Annotated in this window: 13 protein-coding genes; 7 read left to right on the forward strand and 6 right to left on the reverse strand. The window is 71.4% G+C overall.

What is annotated here, in order from left to right; all coding sequences use genetic code 11:
- Positions 1 to 17 precede the first annotated feature (17 nt).
- Both ACGFMP_RS33190 and ACGFMP_RS33195 read left to right on the forward strand, forming a co-directional pair.
- Positions 18 to 218, forward strand: coding sequence for a hypothetical protein (locus ACGFMP_RS33190; protein WP_393677240.1), 201 nt, complete (start codon positions 18 to 20; stop codon positions 216 to 218).
- Complete coding sequence (locus ACGFMP_RS33195; RefSeq protein ID WP_393677242.1) at positions 215 to 1297, forward strand: UbiA family prenyltransferase; 1083 nt, start codon at positions 215 to 217, stop codon at positions 1295 to 1297. The genes ACGFMP_RS33190 and ACGFMP_RS33195 overlap by 4 nt, the downstream gene beginning before the upstream one ends.
- A gap of 177 nt (positions 1298 to 1474) precedes the next feature.
- On the opposite strand, the gene ACGFMP_RS33200 is transcribed toward ACGFMP_RS33195, so the two are convergent.
- On the reverse strand, positions 1475 to 4312 hold the full coding sequence (locus ACGFMP_RS33200) for a discoidin domain-containing protein (RefSeq protein ID WP_393677243.1): 2838 nt from the start codon (positions 4310 to 4312) through the stop codon (positions 1475 to 1477).
- 385 nt (positions 4313 to 4697) lie between these two features.
- Between ACGFMP_RS33200 and ACGFMP_RS33205 the strand changes: the two genes are divergently transcribed.
- Together ACGFMP_RS33205 and ACGFMP_RS33210 are read left to right on the forward strand one after the other, a co-directional pair.
- Complete coding sequence (locus tag ACGFMP_RS33205) at positions 4698 to 5249, forward strand: hypothetical protein (RefSeq protein WP_393677245.1); 552 nt, start codon at positions 4698 to 4700, stop codon at positions 5247 to 5249.
- 278 nt (positions 5250 to 5527) lie between these two features.
- Positions 5528 to 6292: an alpha/beta hydrolase gene (locus tag ACGFMP_RS33210; RefSeq protein WP_393677246.1), complete on the forward strand. Its 765-nt coding sequence runs from the start codon at positions 5528 to 5530 to the stop codon at positions 6290 to 6292.
- Positions 6293 to 6336: 44 nt separating this feature from the next.
- Here the strand turns inward: ACGFMP_RS33210 and ACGFMP_RS33215 are convergent, their stop codons facing one another.
- The 5 genes from ACGFMP_RS33215 to ACGFMP_RS33235 form a co-directional block, all read right to left on the reverse strand.
- The gene (locus tag ACGFMP_RS33215) at positions 6337 to 6807 is read right to left on the reverse strand and encodes a carboxymuconolactone decarboxylase family protein (protein WP_393677248.1); all 471 of its coding nucleotides are present in this window, start codon (positions 6805 to 6807) and stop codon (positions 6337 to 6339) included.
- A gap of 94 nt (positions 6808 to 6901) precedes the next feature.
- Positions 6902 to 7783 carry a sigma-70 family RNA polymerase sigma factor gene (locus tag ACGFMP_RS33220; RefSeq protein WP_393677249.1) on the reverse strand — a complete coding sequence of 294 codons (882 nt, stop codon included), beginning with the start codon at positions 7781 to 7783 and terminating at the stop codon, positions 6902 to 6904.
- 154 nt (positions 7784 to 7937) lie between these two features.
- Positions 7938 to 9731, reverse strand: coding sequence for an adenylyl cyclase (locus ACGFMP_RS33225; RefSeq protein ID WP_393677251.1), 1794 nt, complete (start codon positions 9729 to 9731; stop codon positions 7938 to 7940).
- Positions 9732 to 10016: 285 nt separating this feature from the next.
- Positions 10017 to 11462 (reverse strand): dicarboxylate/amino acid:cation symporter, encoded by a 1446-nt coding sequence (locus ACGFMP_RS33230; protein ID WP_393677252.1) that lies wholly within the window; start codon positions 11460 to 11462, stop codon positions 10017 to 10019.
- A gap of 341 nt (positions 11463 to 11803) precedes the next feature.
- On the reverse strand, positions 11804 to 12952 hold the full coding sequence (locus ACGFMP_RS33235) for a lytic polysaccharide monooxygenase (protein ID WP_393677253.1): 1149 nt from the start codon (positions 12950 to 12952) through the stop codon (positions 11804 to 11806).
- Between the two features lie 224 nt (positions 12953 to 13176).
- On the opposite strand from ACGFMP_RS33235, the gene ACGFMP_RS33240 reads away from it, so the two are divergent.
- The 3 genes from ACGFMP_RS33240 to ACGFMP_RS33250 all read left to right on the forward strand — a co-directional run bounded on the left by ACGFMP_RS33240 (position 13177) and on the right by ACGFMP_RS33250 (position 17517).
- Positions 13177 to 13701 carry a GNAT family N-acetyltransferase gene (locus ACGFMP_RS33240; RefSeq protein ID WP_393677254.1) on the forward strand — a complete coding sequence of 175 codons (525 nt, stop codon included), beginning with the start codon at positions 13177 to 13179 and terminating at the stop codon, positions 13699 to 13701.
- A gap of 313 nt (positions 13702 to 14014) precedes the next feature.
- Entirely contained in the window at positions 14015 to 15292 is a 1278-nt protein-coding gene (locus ACGFMP_RS33245) for a peptidase S8 (RefSeq protein ID WP_393677255.1), read from the forward strand.
- A gap of 338 nt (positions 15293 to 15630) precedes the next feature.
- On the forward strand, positions 15631 to 17517 hold the full coding sequence (locus ACGFMP_RS33250; protein ID WP_393677257.1) for an arabinofuranosidase catalytic domain-containing protein: 1887 nt from the start codon (positions 15631 to 15633) through the stop codon (positions 17515 to 17517).
- Positions 17518 to 17690: the final 173 nt, after the last annotated feature.

The raw sequence follows: 17690 nt of genomic DNA on the forward strand, positions 1-17690 counted from the left end.
GAGCGCCGGGAGGCGGCATGACCGACCATCTGACGCCGGGGAACCTCGACCCCCGGCAGGCCCGCGGGCAGGCCGGTGGCCGGCGCGAGCCGCAGCGGTCGGTGTGGTCCGTGCTCGGCATCGTGCTCGCCGTGCTGCTGGCCGTGGCGGGGCTGGTGGTCGTCGGGACGGTGGTGCTGCTCTTCGTGGCCATGAGCAACTTCGGATCGAACAAATGAGGCGCCCCGCCCGGCAGCCGAAGGGCGCGCCCCGGCCGGTCACGCCCGCGACCCGGCTGCGGCTGCTGGTCGCGGTGGCCAGGCCGCCGGTCTTCGTGCTCCTCGCCGTCCACACCGCGCTCGGGTCGGCGAGCGCCGGCCACGCGGACGACCGCCTGCTGCTTGCCCGCGCACTCGTTCCGGTCGCCGCCTTCCTGATGTTCTCTGTCGCGGTCAACGACCTCGCCGACGAGAGGATCGACCGGGTCAACCTGCCGGGCGACCCGAGCCGGCCGCTGGTCGCGATGGGGGCCCTCCGCGGCGAGATGACGGTGGTCGCGGTGGTCTGCGCGATGATCGCCGCGGCCGGCGGCTTCCTGCTCGGGCCCGTACCCGGAATCGTCGTCACCGCGGGCCTGTGCCTCAGCGCCGGATACTCGCTGCGGCCGCTCCGGCTGGCCGACCGCGGCGCGGTGGCGGCGCTCGCGCTGCCCGCCGCCTACGTGGCGGTTCCCTACCTGCTGGGCAGGCCGGCCGCGGCACCGCTCCCGCACGGACACGCGCTGCTGCTGCCGCTCGGGCTCTACGTCGGCTTCATCGGGCGGATCCTGCTCAAGGACTTCAGGGACGTGCGCGGTGACGCGCTGTTCGGCAAGCGCACCTTCCTGGTGCGCCACGGCAGGGTCTGGACCTGCCGTTTCAGCGCGGCCGGCTGGACGGCGGGCGGCGCCCTGCTGCTCGCTGGGGTGCCCTCGCCGACGCCGGCCCTGGTGGTGGCGCTGGCCGGACAGCTCGCGACGGTCCTCTGGCTGCTCCGCCGGCTGGCCGCGGAGACCCATCCGCGCCGTGAGGCCCTGCTGATCACCTCGGTGGCGATCCTCGGGCGCGGTGTGCTGCTCTGCCTGCTGGCGCACGAGTCGATGCTCTCGGCGCACTGGGCACCGCTCGCGCGTGGCGGGGTGCTCTGCGCCCTGCTCGTGCTGACGCTCGGGCAGGTGCGGGTGATGCTCAGGCACGGGCCCAGGCCGCGGCTGTCGCTCCCCGCGCCGGCGGCGGAACCGGTGCCGGAGCCGCTCCTGGACCGGGCCGCCGGAATCTGACCCGGGCGGCGCGGCCCGGGGCGGATCCCGGCGGCGCGGCCGGTCCTTGCGCGGGACGGGCGGGTGCCGCGCTCGGCGGGGGCTCGTCCCGCACCTCGGCCGGCGTGCGACCCGGCACGTCGTGGTCCGGGCCTGCGGGCGTGCCGTCCGAGCGCCCACCGCCACGCTGCCGCGCTGTCAGGTCTGCCAGATCTGCATCTCGGAGAGCTGTCCGGCCGGCCAGCCCGAGTTGGCCGTGACGATGACCCGGACGTAGCGCTGGGTGGTGGCGGGGAAGGTGACCGTGACGGTGTTGTCGGCGGCCGGGTCGAACGTGTAGGTCGCCGCCGCCTTGACGACGGTGAAGGCTGAGCCGTCCGTGCTCGCCTGCAGGGACAGGGTCTGGGTGCGGGCGCCCCAGCCGGCCGGCAGCCGCAGCACGGCCCGGGACACGCTCCTGGCCGAGCCGAGGTCGACCTGGACCCACTGCGGGAAGGCGTTGTTGGGGCTCTCCCAGTAGCTGGACCGGTCGGCGTCGGTCACGTTCGAGGAGGCGTAGGCCTGGGTGTGGCCGGACTCCGCGGTCGGCCTGCCCGCGGCCAGGTCGGTGGCGGGGGTGGTGCCGTTCGACGCGGCGAAGGCGAGGTGGTTGAGATTCCAGCCGCCGTTGTCCTGGTGGACCGTCAGGACCTGGCGGCCCGCGGGCAGGGTGACGCTGGTGGTGGCCGTGGTCCAGGTCTGCCAGCCGCCGGTGGCCGGGAGGGCGACCGGCCCGCTGAGGTCGGCGCCCGAGGCGTCGGACAGGTGCAGCGCGCCGCTCACCGCGGCGGGAGCGGCCACGCGCAGGCCGACGGTGTAGGTGCCGGCCGAGGCGACGTCCACGGTGTAGCGGAACCACTGGCCGCCGGTGGTCCAGCCCAGGTTGTACCCGCCGCCGGTGTCCGAGGTGGCCTCCAGGTCGATGCCGTCGGCGCGGTAGGCGGTTCCGTTGCCGTTGACCGAGGCGGCGTTGTACGCGGTGCCTTGGCCGCCGGTGTCGTAGTTCTCCGCCTGTACGGTGCCGGGCACCGGAGCCGGTGTTCCCCCGTAGGGGCCGGCGGCGGGTGCGGAACCCTGCCAGCTGTTGCCGCTCAGGGTGGCGGTGAAGCCGGCGGAGTTGTCGGCGTAGGCGGAGTTCCCCGGCCGCAGGCCGGTCAGTGTGTTGCCGGTGATGGTGGCGGACCCGCTGGGCGCCGGGTAGAAGGGTGGCGCCACCACGACCCCGTTGCGCCCGGGGCCGGTGATGGCGTTGTCCTGCAGCAGCGTGTCGGTCGAGGCGGAGAAGCCGACGGCGTCGTACAGCGAGTCCGCGACGGTGTTCCCGGTCACGGTGACATGGTCGACGGTGCCGGTGTTCTGGCCGTCGCCGCCGTTTCCGATGTGCAGTGCGGGCTGTCCCTGGCTGTAGGCGTTGCCGCCGGACCTCACCACGACGTTGCCCGAGACCGTCGCGGACAGCAGGTCGCTGCCGTTGACGCCGAAGCGCCCGGCGCCCAGGCCGATGTAGCGGGCGGTGTCGCTGATGTAGTTGCCGCTGACCAGATGGCCGCTGCCGCCGTAGATCCCGATGCCCTTGCCGCCCCAGGGCGCGATCGCCGTGTTGCCGGTGAGGACGATGTGGGACATCGGGTTGTAGTGGGTGGTGGTGCCGCCGCCGGTGTTGTAGGCCACCGAGTTGATGGCCATCGCGTCGTCGCCGGTGCCGCGCACGAAGTTGCCTGTCGCCGTCAGGTCGTTCCCGCTGCTCGCGTCAAGCGAGACGTTGTTCAGGTTGATCCCGTCGGCCCAGATCGAGGTCAGGCGGCTGTTCTGCACCTTTCCGCCGGTGCCGGACGCCCAGAAGCCGGACATGGTGTGCTGGGCCCAGATGCCGTCGGCGGTCCAGCCGGTGCCGGTGGTGTCCATGGCGCCGCCGTCCCCGCCGATCGTGCTGCGGCTGACGGCGTTGGCGTCGATGTGGAAATCGCGCACCGCGCACGAGGTGACCGAGAACAGTGCGGCCAGCGGGGTGTTGTTGGGGACCGGTACGTCGCGGTAGAAGGTGCTGTACCACATGCCGGCGCCGGCGATCGTGATCCCGCTGGCGTGCAGCCCCGCGGTGCCCTTCACGTAGAAGGTGCCCGGCGGGATCCAGAGGGTCCTGGACTGTGACTGCGCCTGGTCGATGCACTTCTGGATGGCGGCGGTGCTGTCCACCGCCTGGCTGTCGGCGGAGCCGTTGGTCGGGTTGCCGTCCGAGATCGCCCCGCAGTCGGTCAGGGAGATCGAGCCGGCGGGCTGGGTGAGGGGGGCGGGGGGATTCTCGACGTCGATGGAGTCGACGTCGTAGAACGCCGCACCGTTCGCGGAGTCCTTCTTCAGCGAGAAGGTGCTGCCGGGGGCGATCGGCGCACCGGTGACGAAGGTGTGCGACTCGTCGAAGAACACCCGCGGGGAGCCGTCCGCCGGATTCTGGTTGTCGCTGGTGTTGTAATTGTTGTTGCCCTCGTAGACCCAGGTCTGCTTGGAGTTGAGGTTCAGCGCCTGCCTGAAGGTCCCGTCGACGTACAGGTCGAGCGTGCCGGTGATACCGCCGCCCGACGCCGAATCGGGAATGGCCGCCCGGATGTTGACGAAGCTGATCGGCCGGCCCGTGGTGTTCGTCCACTGGACCGACTGCCCGGTGCCGCCCAGGTGGACGTAGGCGTGACCGGAGGCCTCGAGTGACGCGCTGGAGTACTGCGTCGTCGGCGCCGAGGTCAGGGCGACGACGCTCGCGCCGCCGCCGAGCGCGCCCGCCTCGCCCTCGTAGATGCTGAACGGGGTGGCCGCGCCTGCCGTCGCGGCGGCGACTGCCGCCCGGCCGGCGGCTGTCGGCGCGGTCGCGGCAGCCTGGGCGTGCGCTGCCGCACCCGCGGGAGCGGCGGACATCCAGAGCACGCCGACCACGGCGGTGACGGCCGCGGACATACGGGAGCGGGCCCGCGTCTTCCGCGAAGGCCTCGGGACATGACGCATCGGATGCTCCTGACGGCGGGGGGAGGGGCGTCCGTACCGTACTGAGCACTCCACCGCTCCGCAAGGTTTCGCGCAATCATAGAAAAAACCGCACAACATCGCGGAAGCAACGGGCTGTCCGCCAGCGGCCGCCGACTCCGGCCGCATTGCCCGAAATTTGCGGGCGCTTGAACCTCGCACACTGCACTTTCCGCTGTTTCGGCTTCCCGCCGATCCCGCCCGCCCGGGAAGCACACTCGAACCACGGGAGGACCATGCGTATCAGGGAGACGAATTGAACCCATGCGGTGCAGGCGCGTCCAATGTGCTTACAGCACGGGTGACCTGCCGCTAGTCTCAGCCCCCGAGTGTTTGTCGAACGACTTCAGCAGGGAGAAACACCACCATGTCGCACGATGTGCCGCCGCCGCCCCACGCGCCGGCCCCGCCGCCGAACACCGGCGGTCCTTCAGGGAATTCCTTCGACCCGGCATCGGTCAACCGCCTCGACTGGGCGATTCTCGGTATCGGGTTCATCGTGTTCATCTTCTCGTTCTTCGGCTACTACTCCTGGGAATTCAAGGCCGCGGGAATGACGCTCGGCAGTGTGAACTGGAGTGCCTGGCACTTCGAACACGGCCTGTTCATAGCCTGGTTCGCGATGGTCATCACCGTGCTCGGCGCCGTCGTACTGGCGGTCAGCCTCTTCGCGCCCGCCGTGACCCTGCCCGCACCGGCCCGGGTGCTGAGCTTCCTCGCCTTCGCGGTCGGCTTCGTGCTCTACCTCATCGCGATCTTCGCCCACTCCGACTTCGGCCCTGACGGCGGACACGCCTTCAGCTTCTGGATCAGCCTGATCCTCGCCGGCGCCGGCGCGGTCGTCGCCCTGATGCGGGCCCAGCAGACCAACACGGCGCTGCCGGGCCAGCTCAACAGCCTCCCGCGCATCGGCAAGTAGCGCGCGGGGAACACATCCGCTGCGCCATCGGCCCCGCCCCCCACCCTCCCGGTGGGGCGGCGGGGCCCGCCCGTCGTCGGCCTTCGCCCGCCTCGGCAAAGGCAGTTGGAAGGCGGGGCCGCCGCTGGTAACGTACGCGGAGCCGTGACACTGACCGAGGAGGTGGGACCCATGAACGCTGTTGACACGCGGGTGCTCCCCCCTTCCGCACGGCCGGGCGACTGACACAGGTCTCGCCGGGAGCGCCGACAACGAGGCACTCCCGAAAGGCACCACCTGTGTACACACCGCATTTCACCGCCGAGACGTCTTCCGGCGACATGGTCGAACGCGAGTTCACCGTTGCCGGGGTCCCCGGTGTCCTCTGGTCGCCGGCCGCCGGCTCCGACCGCGCTCCCCTGGTGCTGATGGGCCACGGCGGCGGGAACCACAAGAAGGCCCCGGCGATGACGGGCCGCGCTCGCCACCTCGTGACCGGCTGCGGCTTCCATGTGGCCGTGATCGACGCCCCCGGTCACGGCGACCGGCCCCGTACGGCGCACGACGAGCAGGAGATCGCCGAGCTCTACCGGGCGAGGGCGGCGGGTGAGCCCGAAGGCCCCGTCGTCGTCCGCTACAACGCCCATCTGGCGGAGATCGCCGTGCCCGAGTGGACGGCGACCCTGGACGCCCTCCAAGGGCTCCCGGAGATCGGCGCCGAGGGGCCCGTCGGCTACTTCGGCATCAACATGGGCACCGCGATCGGGATACCGTTCGTGGCGGGCGAACCCCGGATCACGGCGGCGGTCTTCGGCCAGCACTGGCCCGATGTGCTGGCCGAGCAGGCGAAGCGGATCACCATACCGATCGAGTTCGACCTGCAGTGGGACGACGAGCACATCCCCCGCGCGGCCGGGCTCGCCCTCTTCGACGCCTTCGCCTCGAAGGAGAAGACGCTGCACGCCAACGCGGGCAGGCACAAGGAGCTGCCCAGGTTCGAGTTCGACAGCGCGGTCCGCTTCTTCGCCCGCCACCTCGGCGGGGCCGCCGTGACGGCGGCGTGACCAGGCGGGTGGCGGCGCCCGGCCGGCCGGGCGCCGCCACCCGGCTACCCGAGCTGCCCCACCCGGTAGTCGCCGCCGCGCTGCCGGATGATGACGTTCAGCCGGTTGAAGGCGTTGATGACGGAGATCTGGCAGACCAGGGCCATGAGCTGCTCCTGGTCGTAGTGCTCGGCCGCCCTCGCCCACACCTCGTCGGTGACGTCACCTCCGTCGGCCAACCGGGTGCCCTGCTCGGTGAGTTCAAGGGCGGCACGCTCCGCTTCCGTGAAGACCGTGGTCTCCCGCCAGGCCGCGACCAGGGCCAGCCGCAGCGGGGTCTCCCCCGCGTGCGCGGCCTCCTTGACGTGCATGTCCAGGCATCCTCCGCAGCCGTTGATCTGGCTGGCGCGGATGTTCACCAGCTCCCTGGTCGCCTCCGGCAGCGTCGAGCCGGACACGGCCCTGCTCGCGGAGACGATGTACTTCGCGAATTTCGGTCCGAGGTCGGTGCCGAGGGCGTCGAGTCGAGCGTTCATGGCGGTCTCCGTCGTTGTCGGTGGGCTTCCACCCCCTTCGACGGGACGCCCTCCCGAGAGGTAACAGGCCCGGTGGACGGCGGGCACGGGCGCGCTACTCGGGCCGGGCCCGCAGGCCCATGTCCGCGAGGCGTTCAGGATCGCTCACGGACAGGATGTCGACGATCCGGCCCCCGGCGACGGTGCACGCCATCACGCCCAGCAGCCTGCCCTTGGCCCCCCACACCACGACTCCGGCCTCGCCGTTGACCAGGGCGGGGCGCGCGGTGACCGCGGCACGGGCGCCGCGCTGCGCCTTGGCGGCCGCCTCGGCCGCGCCCTGCCGGACGACCAGGCCGCGGGCGCTGTAGGAGCGCCACGTCACGTCCGGGTCGAGCACCCGCAGCAGCCCCTCGAAATCCCCGCCGCGCGCCGCCGCGAGGAAGGCGTCGACCACCGCGCGCCGGCGGGCGGGCTCGTCGCTCGGGCGGTGCGTCTCCTGCACCTTCCTTCTTGCGCGGCTGGCGAGCATCTTCGTCGCGTCCGTCGACCTGCCGATGATCCGGCCGATCTCGGCGAAGGGCACCGCGAACATGTCGTGCAGCACGAAGGCCAGCCGCTCGGCAGGGCGCAGGGAGTCGAGCACCACCAGCAGTGCAAGGCCCACCGACTCGGCGAGCACCGCGTCGTCCTCGGGAGCGGATCCGCTGTCCTCGGCCACCACGAACTCGGGCAGCCGGTCGTCGTAGGGCGCCTCGGGGCGGGTCCTGCGGGCGCGCAGCACGTCGAGGCAGACCCGGCCGACGACGGTGGTGAGCCAGCCGGCGAGGTTGTCGATCGCGGCCGCGTCCTGGCGTGCCAGGCGCAGCCATGCCTCCTGCACCGCGTCCTCGGCGTCCGCGCGCGACCCGAGCATGCGGTAGGCCACTGCCAGGAGGCGCCCGCGCTGCTGCTCGAAGGTTCCCGCCAGGGCTTCTTCAGGGCCGGGTCCTGTCATGTGGCCGCCTTCCTCGATGTCGGTCCGTCGTGGTGTGACGGGCCCGGAAGGTCCGAGGTAACCGGTGACAGATGTCCTCATGGAAGCAGGTGGCCGGACGGCCGTGGCCGGGCGGGTCCGCCGACCCGCCCGGCCACGTCACAGCCGCGGGCGGTCAGGCGCTCGCGACGCCGTTCGTGTAGCCCTTCATGTTGTAGACGCCGAATCCGTTCTGCACGGGATCACCGCTGTTGTTGATGCAGTGCAGGAGGCCGCCGCCGCCGGGGCCGTTGAGGCAGACGGTCATCAGGTCGGTGAAGACCACACCAGGGGTGTCGGGGACCTCGTAGGCCCGGTCGTTGTAGATGTCGGCGTTGAGGTTGAAGAAGCAGTAGCTGCCCAGGCCCCAGGCCAGGTGGTCCCTGACGTGGTCGCCGACCTTGTAGGCCGCGTAGCCCTTGGTGGAGCCGTGCACCCAGGCCGACTGCGTGGGGACGTCGTACGGGTTCTCGTTCTGGAAGAAGTACGTGCGGCCGTGCTCGCCGTTCCAGAGCACTTCGTACTTCTGGTAGTGCTCGACGAACAGCCCGTAGGTGGTGACGTGGTCGCCGTTCACCACGATGCCGGTGTCGGCCGGGTTCACCGACCAGCCCACCGTGTCGTCCAGGCCGTGGTCGGCCCGCCACAGCCACAGGTGGTCGCAGATCACGTCGTTGCTGTCGATCTGGACGCTGATGCCGGCGCCGCCCGCGATGGCGCCGCCGATCCGGGCGAAGACGTCGAAGAGCACGGTGGGGTCGTCGTCGTGGCGGCGCCGGCTGCGGCCCTCGCCGACCCGGAGCAGGACGGGGGTGTGCTTCGAGGCCGCCTCGATGAGCACGCCCGCGACGGTGACGCCGCTGACGTCGGCGACGTCGATCAGGGTGTTGCCGTGCGTGGAGCGCAGCGTCGTGTAGCCGAGGCCCAGCACGACGGTGCCGGGGCGGGTGACCCGGATCGTCGAGGACAGGTCGTAGATGCCGGGGGTGAACAGCAGGTGCTGACCGCGGGCCAGTGCCCGGTTGATCTCGGTGGCGGAGTCGCCGGGGCGGGCCACGAAGAAGCGGGACAGCGGGATGGACCGGCCGCCGGCGCGGCCGCGGGCCCAGGTGGTGCCGGTGCTGTTGCGCCGCAGCGAGGGCACGAAGACCTGGTACGAGCCGTGCCGGTCCACGGTAAGGAACGGCTTCTCGCGGACGACGGGGGTGCGGTCGACCGTCGTGTAGGGGGGCGTGGGGAAGGACTGGGCGGGGGCGCCCTGGGTACCGACGAAGACCATGTTCCAGTTGGCGCCGGTCCAGCTGCCGAAGGTGTCGTTGCGCGAGATCCACTGCTGCTGCGAGCCGGACTCCACGTAGCCGTCCACCACGCTGTCGACCAGGAAGCCGCCGCTGGACCACTGGTTGCCGGGCGGGCTCGGCCACAGCGTCATGTTGCCCTTGACGTGGACCCGGCGCATCGGCCCGGCCTGCGCGACGGCCCAGCGGTTGAGGCCGTCCGGCGGCACGATGCACACGTTCTCCGCGGCCCGCCAGAAGTTCTGCGTGCCGTTGCCGTCGAACCACTGGGCGTCGACGGTGACATGACCGTTGATCACCACGTCGTCGGGCGCGGCGCCGAGCCCGAGCACGTGGGTGTAGAAGCCGACGTTGATGTCGACGTTGTAGGTGCCCGGCATGAAGGCCAGGGCGTACCGCTCGTCGCCGAACTGGTTGGACTCCTGGATGGCGAAGACGGCGTCGACCTGCGCCTGGATCGCCGCGTCGCCCATGGACGGGTCGAAGACGAGGACGTTGTGGCCCAGGCCCTCGGGCTTGTGCCCGTGCGACGAGGCCGACGCGGTCGCGGCGGAGATGCCGCCGGCCAGCGGCACGGTGGCGGCGACTGCCGCCCCGCGGAGCACGGTACGGCGGGTGGGGATGACGGACACGGCTCTCCCTGGAGTGGTGGATGGGGAGGTGACTGCGGTTGGTCCCGAACCGCGAGAGAGCGCTCTCAGAGACGAAGTGAATCATCGTGTCCATACAGCGTCAATAATGAGGACTGCCGTAACTCGGCTCATCGGGCGGCTCGTCCGGGCCTTCCCCTGGCCTACCGGCTCCCCACTCCGGGACTGGTGGGACTGGTGTTTCCCGATGGACGCGCCGCACACGCGGCGGCGGCCCCCGCTCCCTCCGGGCCGGAGGATGCAGGGGCCGCCGCGACGCGATCCGGGTCAGACCCCGGCCAGCTCACGGGAGTTGTCGGCGGGCGCGTCGGCCTTCGCGGACGGCTCGTCGGTGTCCTCCAGGTCACGCGGCGAGTTGAACGCGTCCAGGTCGAGGATCTTCTCTCGCGAGGCGACCAGGACCGGTGTCAGCACCTGCCCGGCGACGTTGGTCGCGGTACGCATCATGTCCAGGATCGGGTCGATCGCCAGCAGTAGCCCGACGCCCTCCAGCGGCAGACCGACCGTGCTGAGGGTCAGCGTCAGCATCACGATGGCGCCGGTCAGGCCGGCTGTCGCGGCCGAGCCGATCACCGAGACGAAGGCGATCAGCAGGTAGTCGCCGATCCCCAGGTGCACGTGGTAGACCTCCGCCACGAAGATCGCGGCCAGTGCCGGGTAGACGGCGGCGCAGCCGTCCATCTTCGTGGTGGCGCCGAAGGGCACCGCGAAGGAGGCGTAGTCGCGCGGGACGCCGAGCCGCTCGGTCACCCGCTGGGTGACCGGCATGGTGCCCACCGAGGAGCGGGAGACGAAGCCGAGCTGGATGGCGGGCCAGGCGCCCTTGAAGAAGTTGACCGGGTTGACCCTGCCGACCAGCGCGAGCAGCAGCGGGTAGACCACGAACATCACCAGCGCGCAGCCCACGTAGACGTCGACGGTGAAGGTGCCCAGCGGCCGGACCAGGTCCCAGCCGTAGGTGGCCACCGACTTGCCGATCAGGCCGAGCGTGCCCAGCGGCGCGAGCCGGATGACCCACCACAGCGCCTTCTGCACGACCTCGAGCACGACCCGGGAGAAGTCGATCAGCGGATCCGCCTTCTCCCCGACCGACAGGCTGGCAGCGCCGACGATCACGGCGAGGAAGACGATCTGCAGCACGTTCGGCTCGCTGAACGCGTCCACGACGTTGGTGGGGATGATCCCGGTGATGAAGTCGACCCAGCTGCCCTTGTGCAGCTCGTCGGGCAGCGCGGCGGCCTTCAGGTGGACGCCGTCGCCGGGCTTGGTGGCCAGGCCGAGCAGCATGCCGATGCTCACCGCTATCAGCGACGTGATGCAGAACCACATCAGCGTGCGCAGCGCCAGCCGCGCCGCGTTGGTGACGTTGCGCAGGTTGGCGACGCTGACCAGCACCGCGGTGAAGACCAGCGGCGGGACGGCGAGCTTGAGCAGCTGGACGAAGATGTTGCCGATACGGGTGAGCGTCTCGGTGAGCCAGTTCACATCGCCGTTGCGGGCGATCAGGCCGAGGACCACACCGATGACCAGACCACCGAGGATCTGGACCCAGAACGGGGTTCTCTTGAGCAAGGCAGGCAAGGGGGACTCCTGGAACGGCGCCGGACGCGGCCGGGCACGGCGAAGGGGTGGACCGGCATAGGGCAGCGGACGCCGCGTGCTGCGACAGCAGAACGGGGGCGGCGGGCAGCGGACCCTGGCCGGGGCAGACATGGGCGCGAAGCGCCGGACGTCGCAGCGACGTCGGAGGGCGTCAGGGACGGACGCGCGTCAGGGCGTACACAGATCGCCGTTGCAGTGGCACAGGTCGACATGCAGGCGTGTCACCAGCAGGGGCTCCCCCGCCGGCCGCGCCTTGAAGACCTTGCGTGCACTGGACATGGGACTGGAAGTTAATGCATTCACGTTACAACGACAAGCCCGTCCCAGAATGTGAGCAGGCGAGCCCACGAAGTGGACCGCCCCGCACGGCCGCGGGGGCCGTACGGGGCGGTCGACGGAATCAGCGCGTTGGCGTTTCCGCTGGTCAGCGCTTTGATATGGCAGCCGGCACGTCAGGAGAACGTGCAGGTGATGGATCCGTTGGGGAGGGTGATTCCGGACGAGGTGTTGGCGGTGAAACCGAACGTGGTGTTCCCGTCAGGGGCGATCGTGCCGTTGTAGGCGGCGTTGGCCACGTTCACATTGCCGCCGCTGTTGCTCACGACGCCGTTCCACAGACTGTTGATCGTCGTGCCGTCACCTGGTTTCCACGTCACCTTCCAGTGGCTCGAAGGCGAGGTGCCGTGGTTCATGACCTCGACGGAGGCCTGGAAACCGCCGCTCCAGGAGTTGGTCACCGAGTACATGGCCATGCAGGCACCGTCGACAGGCGGCATCGAGGTGGGCGGCGTGGACGTCGGCGGGGTGGAGGTGGGGGGCGTCGAGGTGGGCGGGGTGGAGGTGGGCGGGGTGGACGTCGGCGGCTGCGAGGTCGGCGACGACGTGGCACCGCCGCGTATACCGGTGACCTCGCCGTGGCCGCCGTCGAAGGCGATGTCGGAGCAGGAGAAGAAGTTCTCGTTGCTGTCCGAGCGGACCCACTGGATGAAGATCAGGGCGTTGCCGCTGCGGCCCGAGGGCAGCGCCTGGTCCCAGTAGTAGTGGCCGCCGTCGGTGCCCGGCGAGCCCACCGCGGGCGGGTTGGTGCTGGTCCCGATCGCCTCGAGGTCGGCCCAGGCCAGCGGTGTGGTCGGGGACCAGCCCTGCTTGGTCACGTACACGTGGAAGGTGCCCGGGTGCGCGGCCCAGTTGCTGTACTGCAGCTGGATCGAGGAGCCCGACGTCAGGTGCGTCCTGGGCCAGTCGGACCGGGCGGCGTTGTAGGAGGAGAAGTCGTACGGCGACTTGTTGCCCGCACTGCACAGCGTCCCGTCGGGCACGTACCCCGAGGTGCGGCCACCCGCGTTGGAGTCGAGCACCGCGAACCAGTTGTAGAGGGGCGTCGTACCGCTCTGGGCGACCGCGTCGGCACAGGCCGGGTTGGTGGGCGTGAGCGCGCCCGTCGAGGTCTTGGCGTCCTGGTAGCACAGGTAGGTGCGGGAGCCGGGCGACATCGCGACGCCGTGCGCCTGGGCGGAGCCCTGGCCGAGCAGGACGAAACCGACAGCCGAGAGCAGCGTGGCGAGGGCGGCTGTTAAGGAGATCTTCCAGTTCTTCTTCAAGGAGGTGACCTTTCGGGAGCGTCCCCGGGGGCGTGGTCCACCAAAGCCGGGTCCCCGGGGGTGGGGGGTAGTGGGAGACTCCATGGGAGCGCTCCCATTCGTGAAGCTAACAGCAGATCAAGGGCGTGTAAACAGCTCCTTCGCAGGTACGTGCCAAAGTCGCCGCACACCCGGACCGCTGGGCCCTTTCCGGAGCGGCGCACCCCGGTTGCGATACTGCGGCCATGGATACGGAACCACCGGAGAGCGGGGGGCGGCCGGACGCGGCGGCACCGGAACGGGCCGCGGGGGCGCGCACGGCGTGCTGGGTGCTGCGGCCGGCACTGCCGGCCGACGTCGAGGCGATCGTGGAGATACGGGCCGTGGTCATGCGCCCAGATCTGGAGCGCCTCGGGCGCTACGACGAGCACCGGGTGCGGCAGCGGCTGCGGGACTCCTTCTCCCCCCTGTACACCTCGGTCATCATGATCGACGACGACCTCGCGGGCTGCGTCACGCTCCGGCCGGCCGACGGCAGGCAGTGGCTCGAGCACTTCTACCTCGCCCCGCACCACCAGGGCCGCGGGCTGGGGTCGGCGATCCTGCGCGCATTGCTGGCGCGCATCGACGCGCGGGGCTCGACCGTGGGCCTGAACGTCCTCCAGGGCAGCGCCGCCCGCCGGCTCTACGAGCGCCACGGATTCGCGGTGGAGGCCCAGGACGCGATCGACGTCCACATGGCGCGCCGCCCGGCGCGGGCGGCCGCCTGAGCGGTGGCGCGCCCCAGCGGGGAACCCGCGCCGCGACGCCGCCCCGACCGCCATGGGGCCGGGGCGGCGCGGAAGTAGCGGCGGCGGAGGCCGGCTTGCCGGTGGCGCCACCGGCTGCCGGAAACCCGCGCGGCGCCGCCGGCTGAGTCCGTTTCCCCCGGCAATGGCAAAGCGCGCGTATGCGCTCTGCCAAGTTTCACCTTGACGCGCTCACGTCAGATTACGGTTCACCCACCACTCCGCTCACATCAGACAGCGCAGTGATCACGCGACACGCAAGCCCTCTCTGCCCCACCCCGACAGGAGGCACAAGTTGCGCAACCCCCTCGCTCCTCGCACCCCCCACACCGGCACGGCGGCGTCGATCCGGCGCGCCGGCCCGGCACTTGCCGCGGTCACCGGTCTGGTGCTGTCAGGCGCCGCCCTGGCCGCACCCTCGGCGGGTGCGGCCACGACCGCGTCCGCACACCGTCTGACCACCATGCGTTCCTGTGCGGTCAGCACCAGCCCGGACGTGATGGCCTGTGCGGCGCTGAAGGTCACCAGCGGCGCCGACACCCTCGCCCCGTCGGCCCGTTCGTCCTCGGGCGCCGCCAACCCGGCCGCCACGCCCTCGGGTTACGGCCCCGCCGACCTGCGCAGCGCCTACGCCCTTCCCACCAGCGGCGGTTCCGGCGCGACGGTGGCCATCGTCGACGCCTACGACGACCCGAACGCCGAGGCGAACCTGGCGACGTACCGCTCCACGTACGGGCTGGCCGCCTGCACCACCGCCAACGGGTGCTTCAAGAAGGTCGGCCAGACCGGCACGAGCGCGCTGCCGAGCCCGAACGCGGGCTGGGCCGAGGAGATCTCGCTCGATCTCGACATGGCCAGCGCGATCTGCCCGCAGTGCCACATCCTGCTGGTGGAGGCGACGTCCGCGTCCATGGCGAACCTCGGCAAGTCCGTGAACACCGCGGTCTCGCTCGGGGCGAAGTACGTGTCCAACAGCTACGGCGGCGCGGAGTCTTCCTCCGACACCTCCTACGACAGCTCGTACTTCAACCACCCGGGTGTGGCGATCACGGTCAGCTCGGGTGACGCGAGCTACGGCGTCGAATACCCGGCGGCCTCGCGCTACGTCACCGCCGTCGGCGGCACCGCCCTGAAGAGGTCGAGCACGACGCGCGGTTGGACCGAGACCGCGTGGACCGGCGCGGGCTCCGGCTGCTCGCGCTACGACGCCAAGCCCTCCTGGCAGAAGGACACCGGCTGCACCCGCCGTACGGTCGCGGACGTCTCCGCGGTCGCCGACCCCGCCACCGGTGTCGCGGTCTACGACACCTACGGCGGCGACCCGGGCTGGGAGGTGTTCGGCGGCACCAGCGTCTCCTCGCCGATCATCGCCGCGGTCTACGCGCTCGCGGGCACGCCGTCCGCCGGTTCGTACCCCTCGTCGTTCCCGTACGCCCACACCACGGCGCTCAACGACGTCACGAGCGGCTCCAACGGCTCGTGCGGCGGTTCCTACCTGTGCACGGCGGGCCCCGGCTACGACGGTCCGACCGGTCTCGGCACACCGAACGGCGTGACGGCCTTCAAGGGCTGACACGTGCAACCCCGGCCCGGGCCGCCGTTCCCACGGCGACCCGGGCCGTCGGCGTGCCGGGCCCGCCCGCCGGCCGCTGAGCCGACGCCCCCTCAGCCGGGTCTTACAACGATGTACGAAAGTCGCGGAGTCGGGCGGCCCGCCCGCGGCCATGGCGGAAACCGGCGGCGCCGCAGGGGTGGACACGCCCCGGCTCCCGTGCTGTCATCTTGCTTGCCCGTCTTTACATCGTTGTACGTCGCGGCCCCGCGCTCCCTCCGTACGATCCCCGTCCGGTGGCGCGCGGATTGCCGTGGGGACACAGCACGGCTCCCGACCCCCATAGCTAGGAGCATGTCATGTACAGGCAAAGAAGGACGCCCGCGGCCGCCGCCTCCGCGCCGCCAGGACCGGTCCGCCGGGCGCTGAGGGCACTGCTCTGCGTCGTCGGCACCCTCGCGGTGGTGGTGGCCGCGCTCGCCGCGCTGCCCGGCACCTCCCAGGCCGCGGGCTCGCTGCCCTGCGACATCTACGGGGCCGCGGGCACACCGTGCGTCGCCGCCCACAGCACCACGCGCGCGCTGTACTCCTCCTACGGCGGGCCGCTCTACCAGGTCACCCGGGCCTCGGACGGTGCGGCCACCGACATCGGGCTGCTCGCCGCCGGCGGATACGCCAACGCGGCGGCGCAGGACACCTTCTGTGCGAACACCACCTGTCGCATCAGCAAGGTCTACGACCAGTCGCCCCGGCACAACAACCTGACGCCGGGACCCGCCGGCACGGCCGGCGGCGTCGACCGCGGGGCGGACGCGAGCGAGATCGCCGTCACCGCCGGCGGCCACAAGGTGTACGGCATCTGGATATCGCCGGGCGTCGGCTACCGCTACACCGGCGTCGCGTCGGGCGTGGCGGTCAACGGCCAGCCGGAGGGCGCCTACATGGTGGCCAGCGGCACCCACGTGGGCTCCGACTGCTGCTTCGACTACGGAAACGCGGAGAGCACGCCTGCCGACACCGGCAACGGCCACATGGACGCGGTGAGCATCGCGACCACCTGCTACTTCCAGCCGTGCTCCGGCTCCGGCCCCTGGATCGAGGCCGACATGGAGAACGGCATGTTCCAGGGCGACAACGGGTCCAACACCGCGAACAAGGGGAACAACAGCCCGTTCGTCACCGCCGTCCTGAAGAACAACGGGCAGACCACGTACGCCCTCAAGGGCGGCAACTCGCAGACCGGCGGGCTGACGACCTGGTGGAACGGCGGGCTGCCGACCAGAGGCGGCTACCGTCCGATGCAGCAGGAGGGCGGCATCATCCTGGGCACCGGCGGTGACAACAGCAACCGCAACATGGGCACCTTCTTCGAGGGCGTCATGGTCGCCGGCTACCCGACCGACGCGGCGGAGAACGCGGTCCAGGCGAACGTCGTCTCGGCCGGCTACGCGGGCCAGACCAACGTGCCCAACGGCCCGCAGGGCACCATCACGGGCCCCGGCGGCAAGTGCGTCGACGTCGCCGCCGACGACACCGGCAGCAACGGCACCGGCGTCCAGCTGTGGGACTGCCAGACCTACGCCGAGGACCAGCACTGGACGCACAATGCCAACGGCTCGCTGAGCACCATCGGCCGCTGCCTGGACATCGTCGGCAACGGCACCGCCGCAGGCGCCCAGGTCGAGCTGTGGGACTGCAACGGCATCGGCGGCCAGAAGTGGGTGCAGCAAGCCGACGGCTCGCTCCGCAACCCGCAGTCCGGCCGCTGCCTCGACTCCCCCAACGGGAACACCGGCAACGGCACCCGGCTGCAGATCTGGGACTGCAACGGCTCCGCCGCACAGAAGTTCAGCGTCAACGCAGGGGCGCCGATCGGCGCTCCCGGCGGGAAGTGCGCCGACGTCGCCGCCGACGACAGCGGGACCAACGGCTCCGCCGTCCAGCTGTGGGACTGCCAGAGCTGGGCGGTCGACCAGCACTGGTACCACACCGCCAACGGCTCGCTGGCGACGCTGGGCCGCTGCCTGGACATCGTCGGCAACGGCACCGCCGCAGGCGCCCAGGTCGAGCTGTGGGACTGCAACGGCATCGGCGGCCAGAAGTGGGTGCAGCAAGCCGACGGCTCACTGCTCAACCCGCAGTCCGGCCGCTGCCTCGACTCCCCGAGCGGCAACACCGGCAACGGCACCCGGCTGCAGATCTGGGACTGCAACGGCTCCACGGCACAGAAGTTCGCCCTGATCTGAGCCCGGACGGCCCAGCCGTCCCGGCTCCGGCGTCCGATCCGCGACGCGCCCTCCCCGGCGTGCGGATCCGCGTCACCGGCGTGGGGGGGGGGGGGGGGGGGGGGGGGGGGGGGGGGGCGGGGGGGGGGGGGGGGGCGGGGGGGGGGGGGGGGGGGGGGGGGCGGCCCCGCGCG

It is taken from the genome of Streptomyces sp. NPDC049040, from assembly GCF_043197715.1.
GTDB lineage: Bacteria > Actinomycetota > Actinomycetes > Streptomycetales > Streptomycetaceae > Actinacidiphila.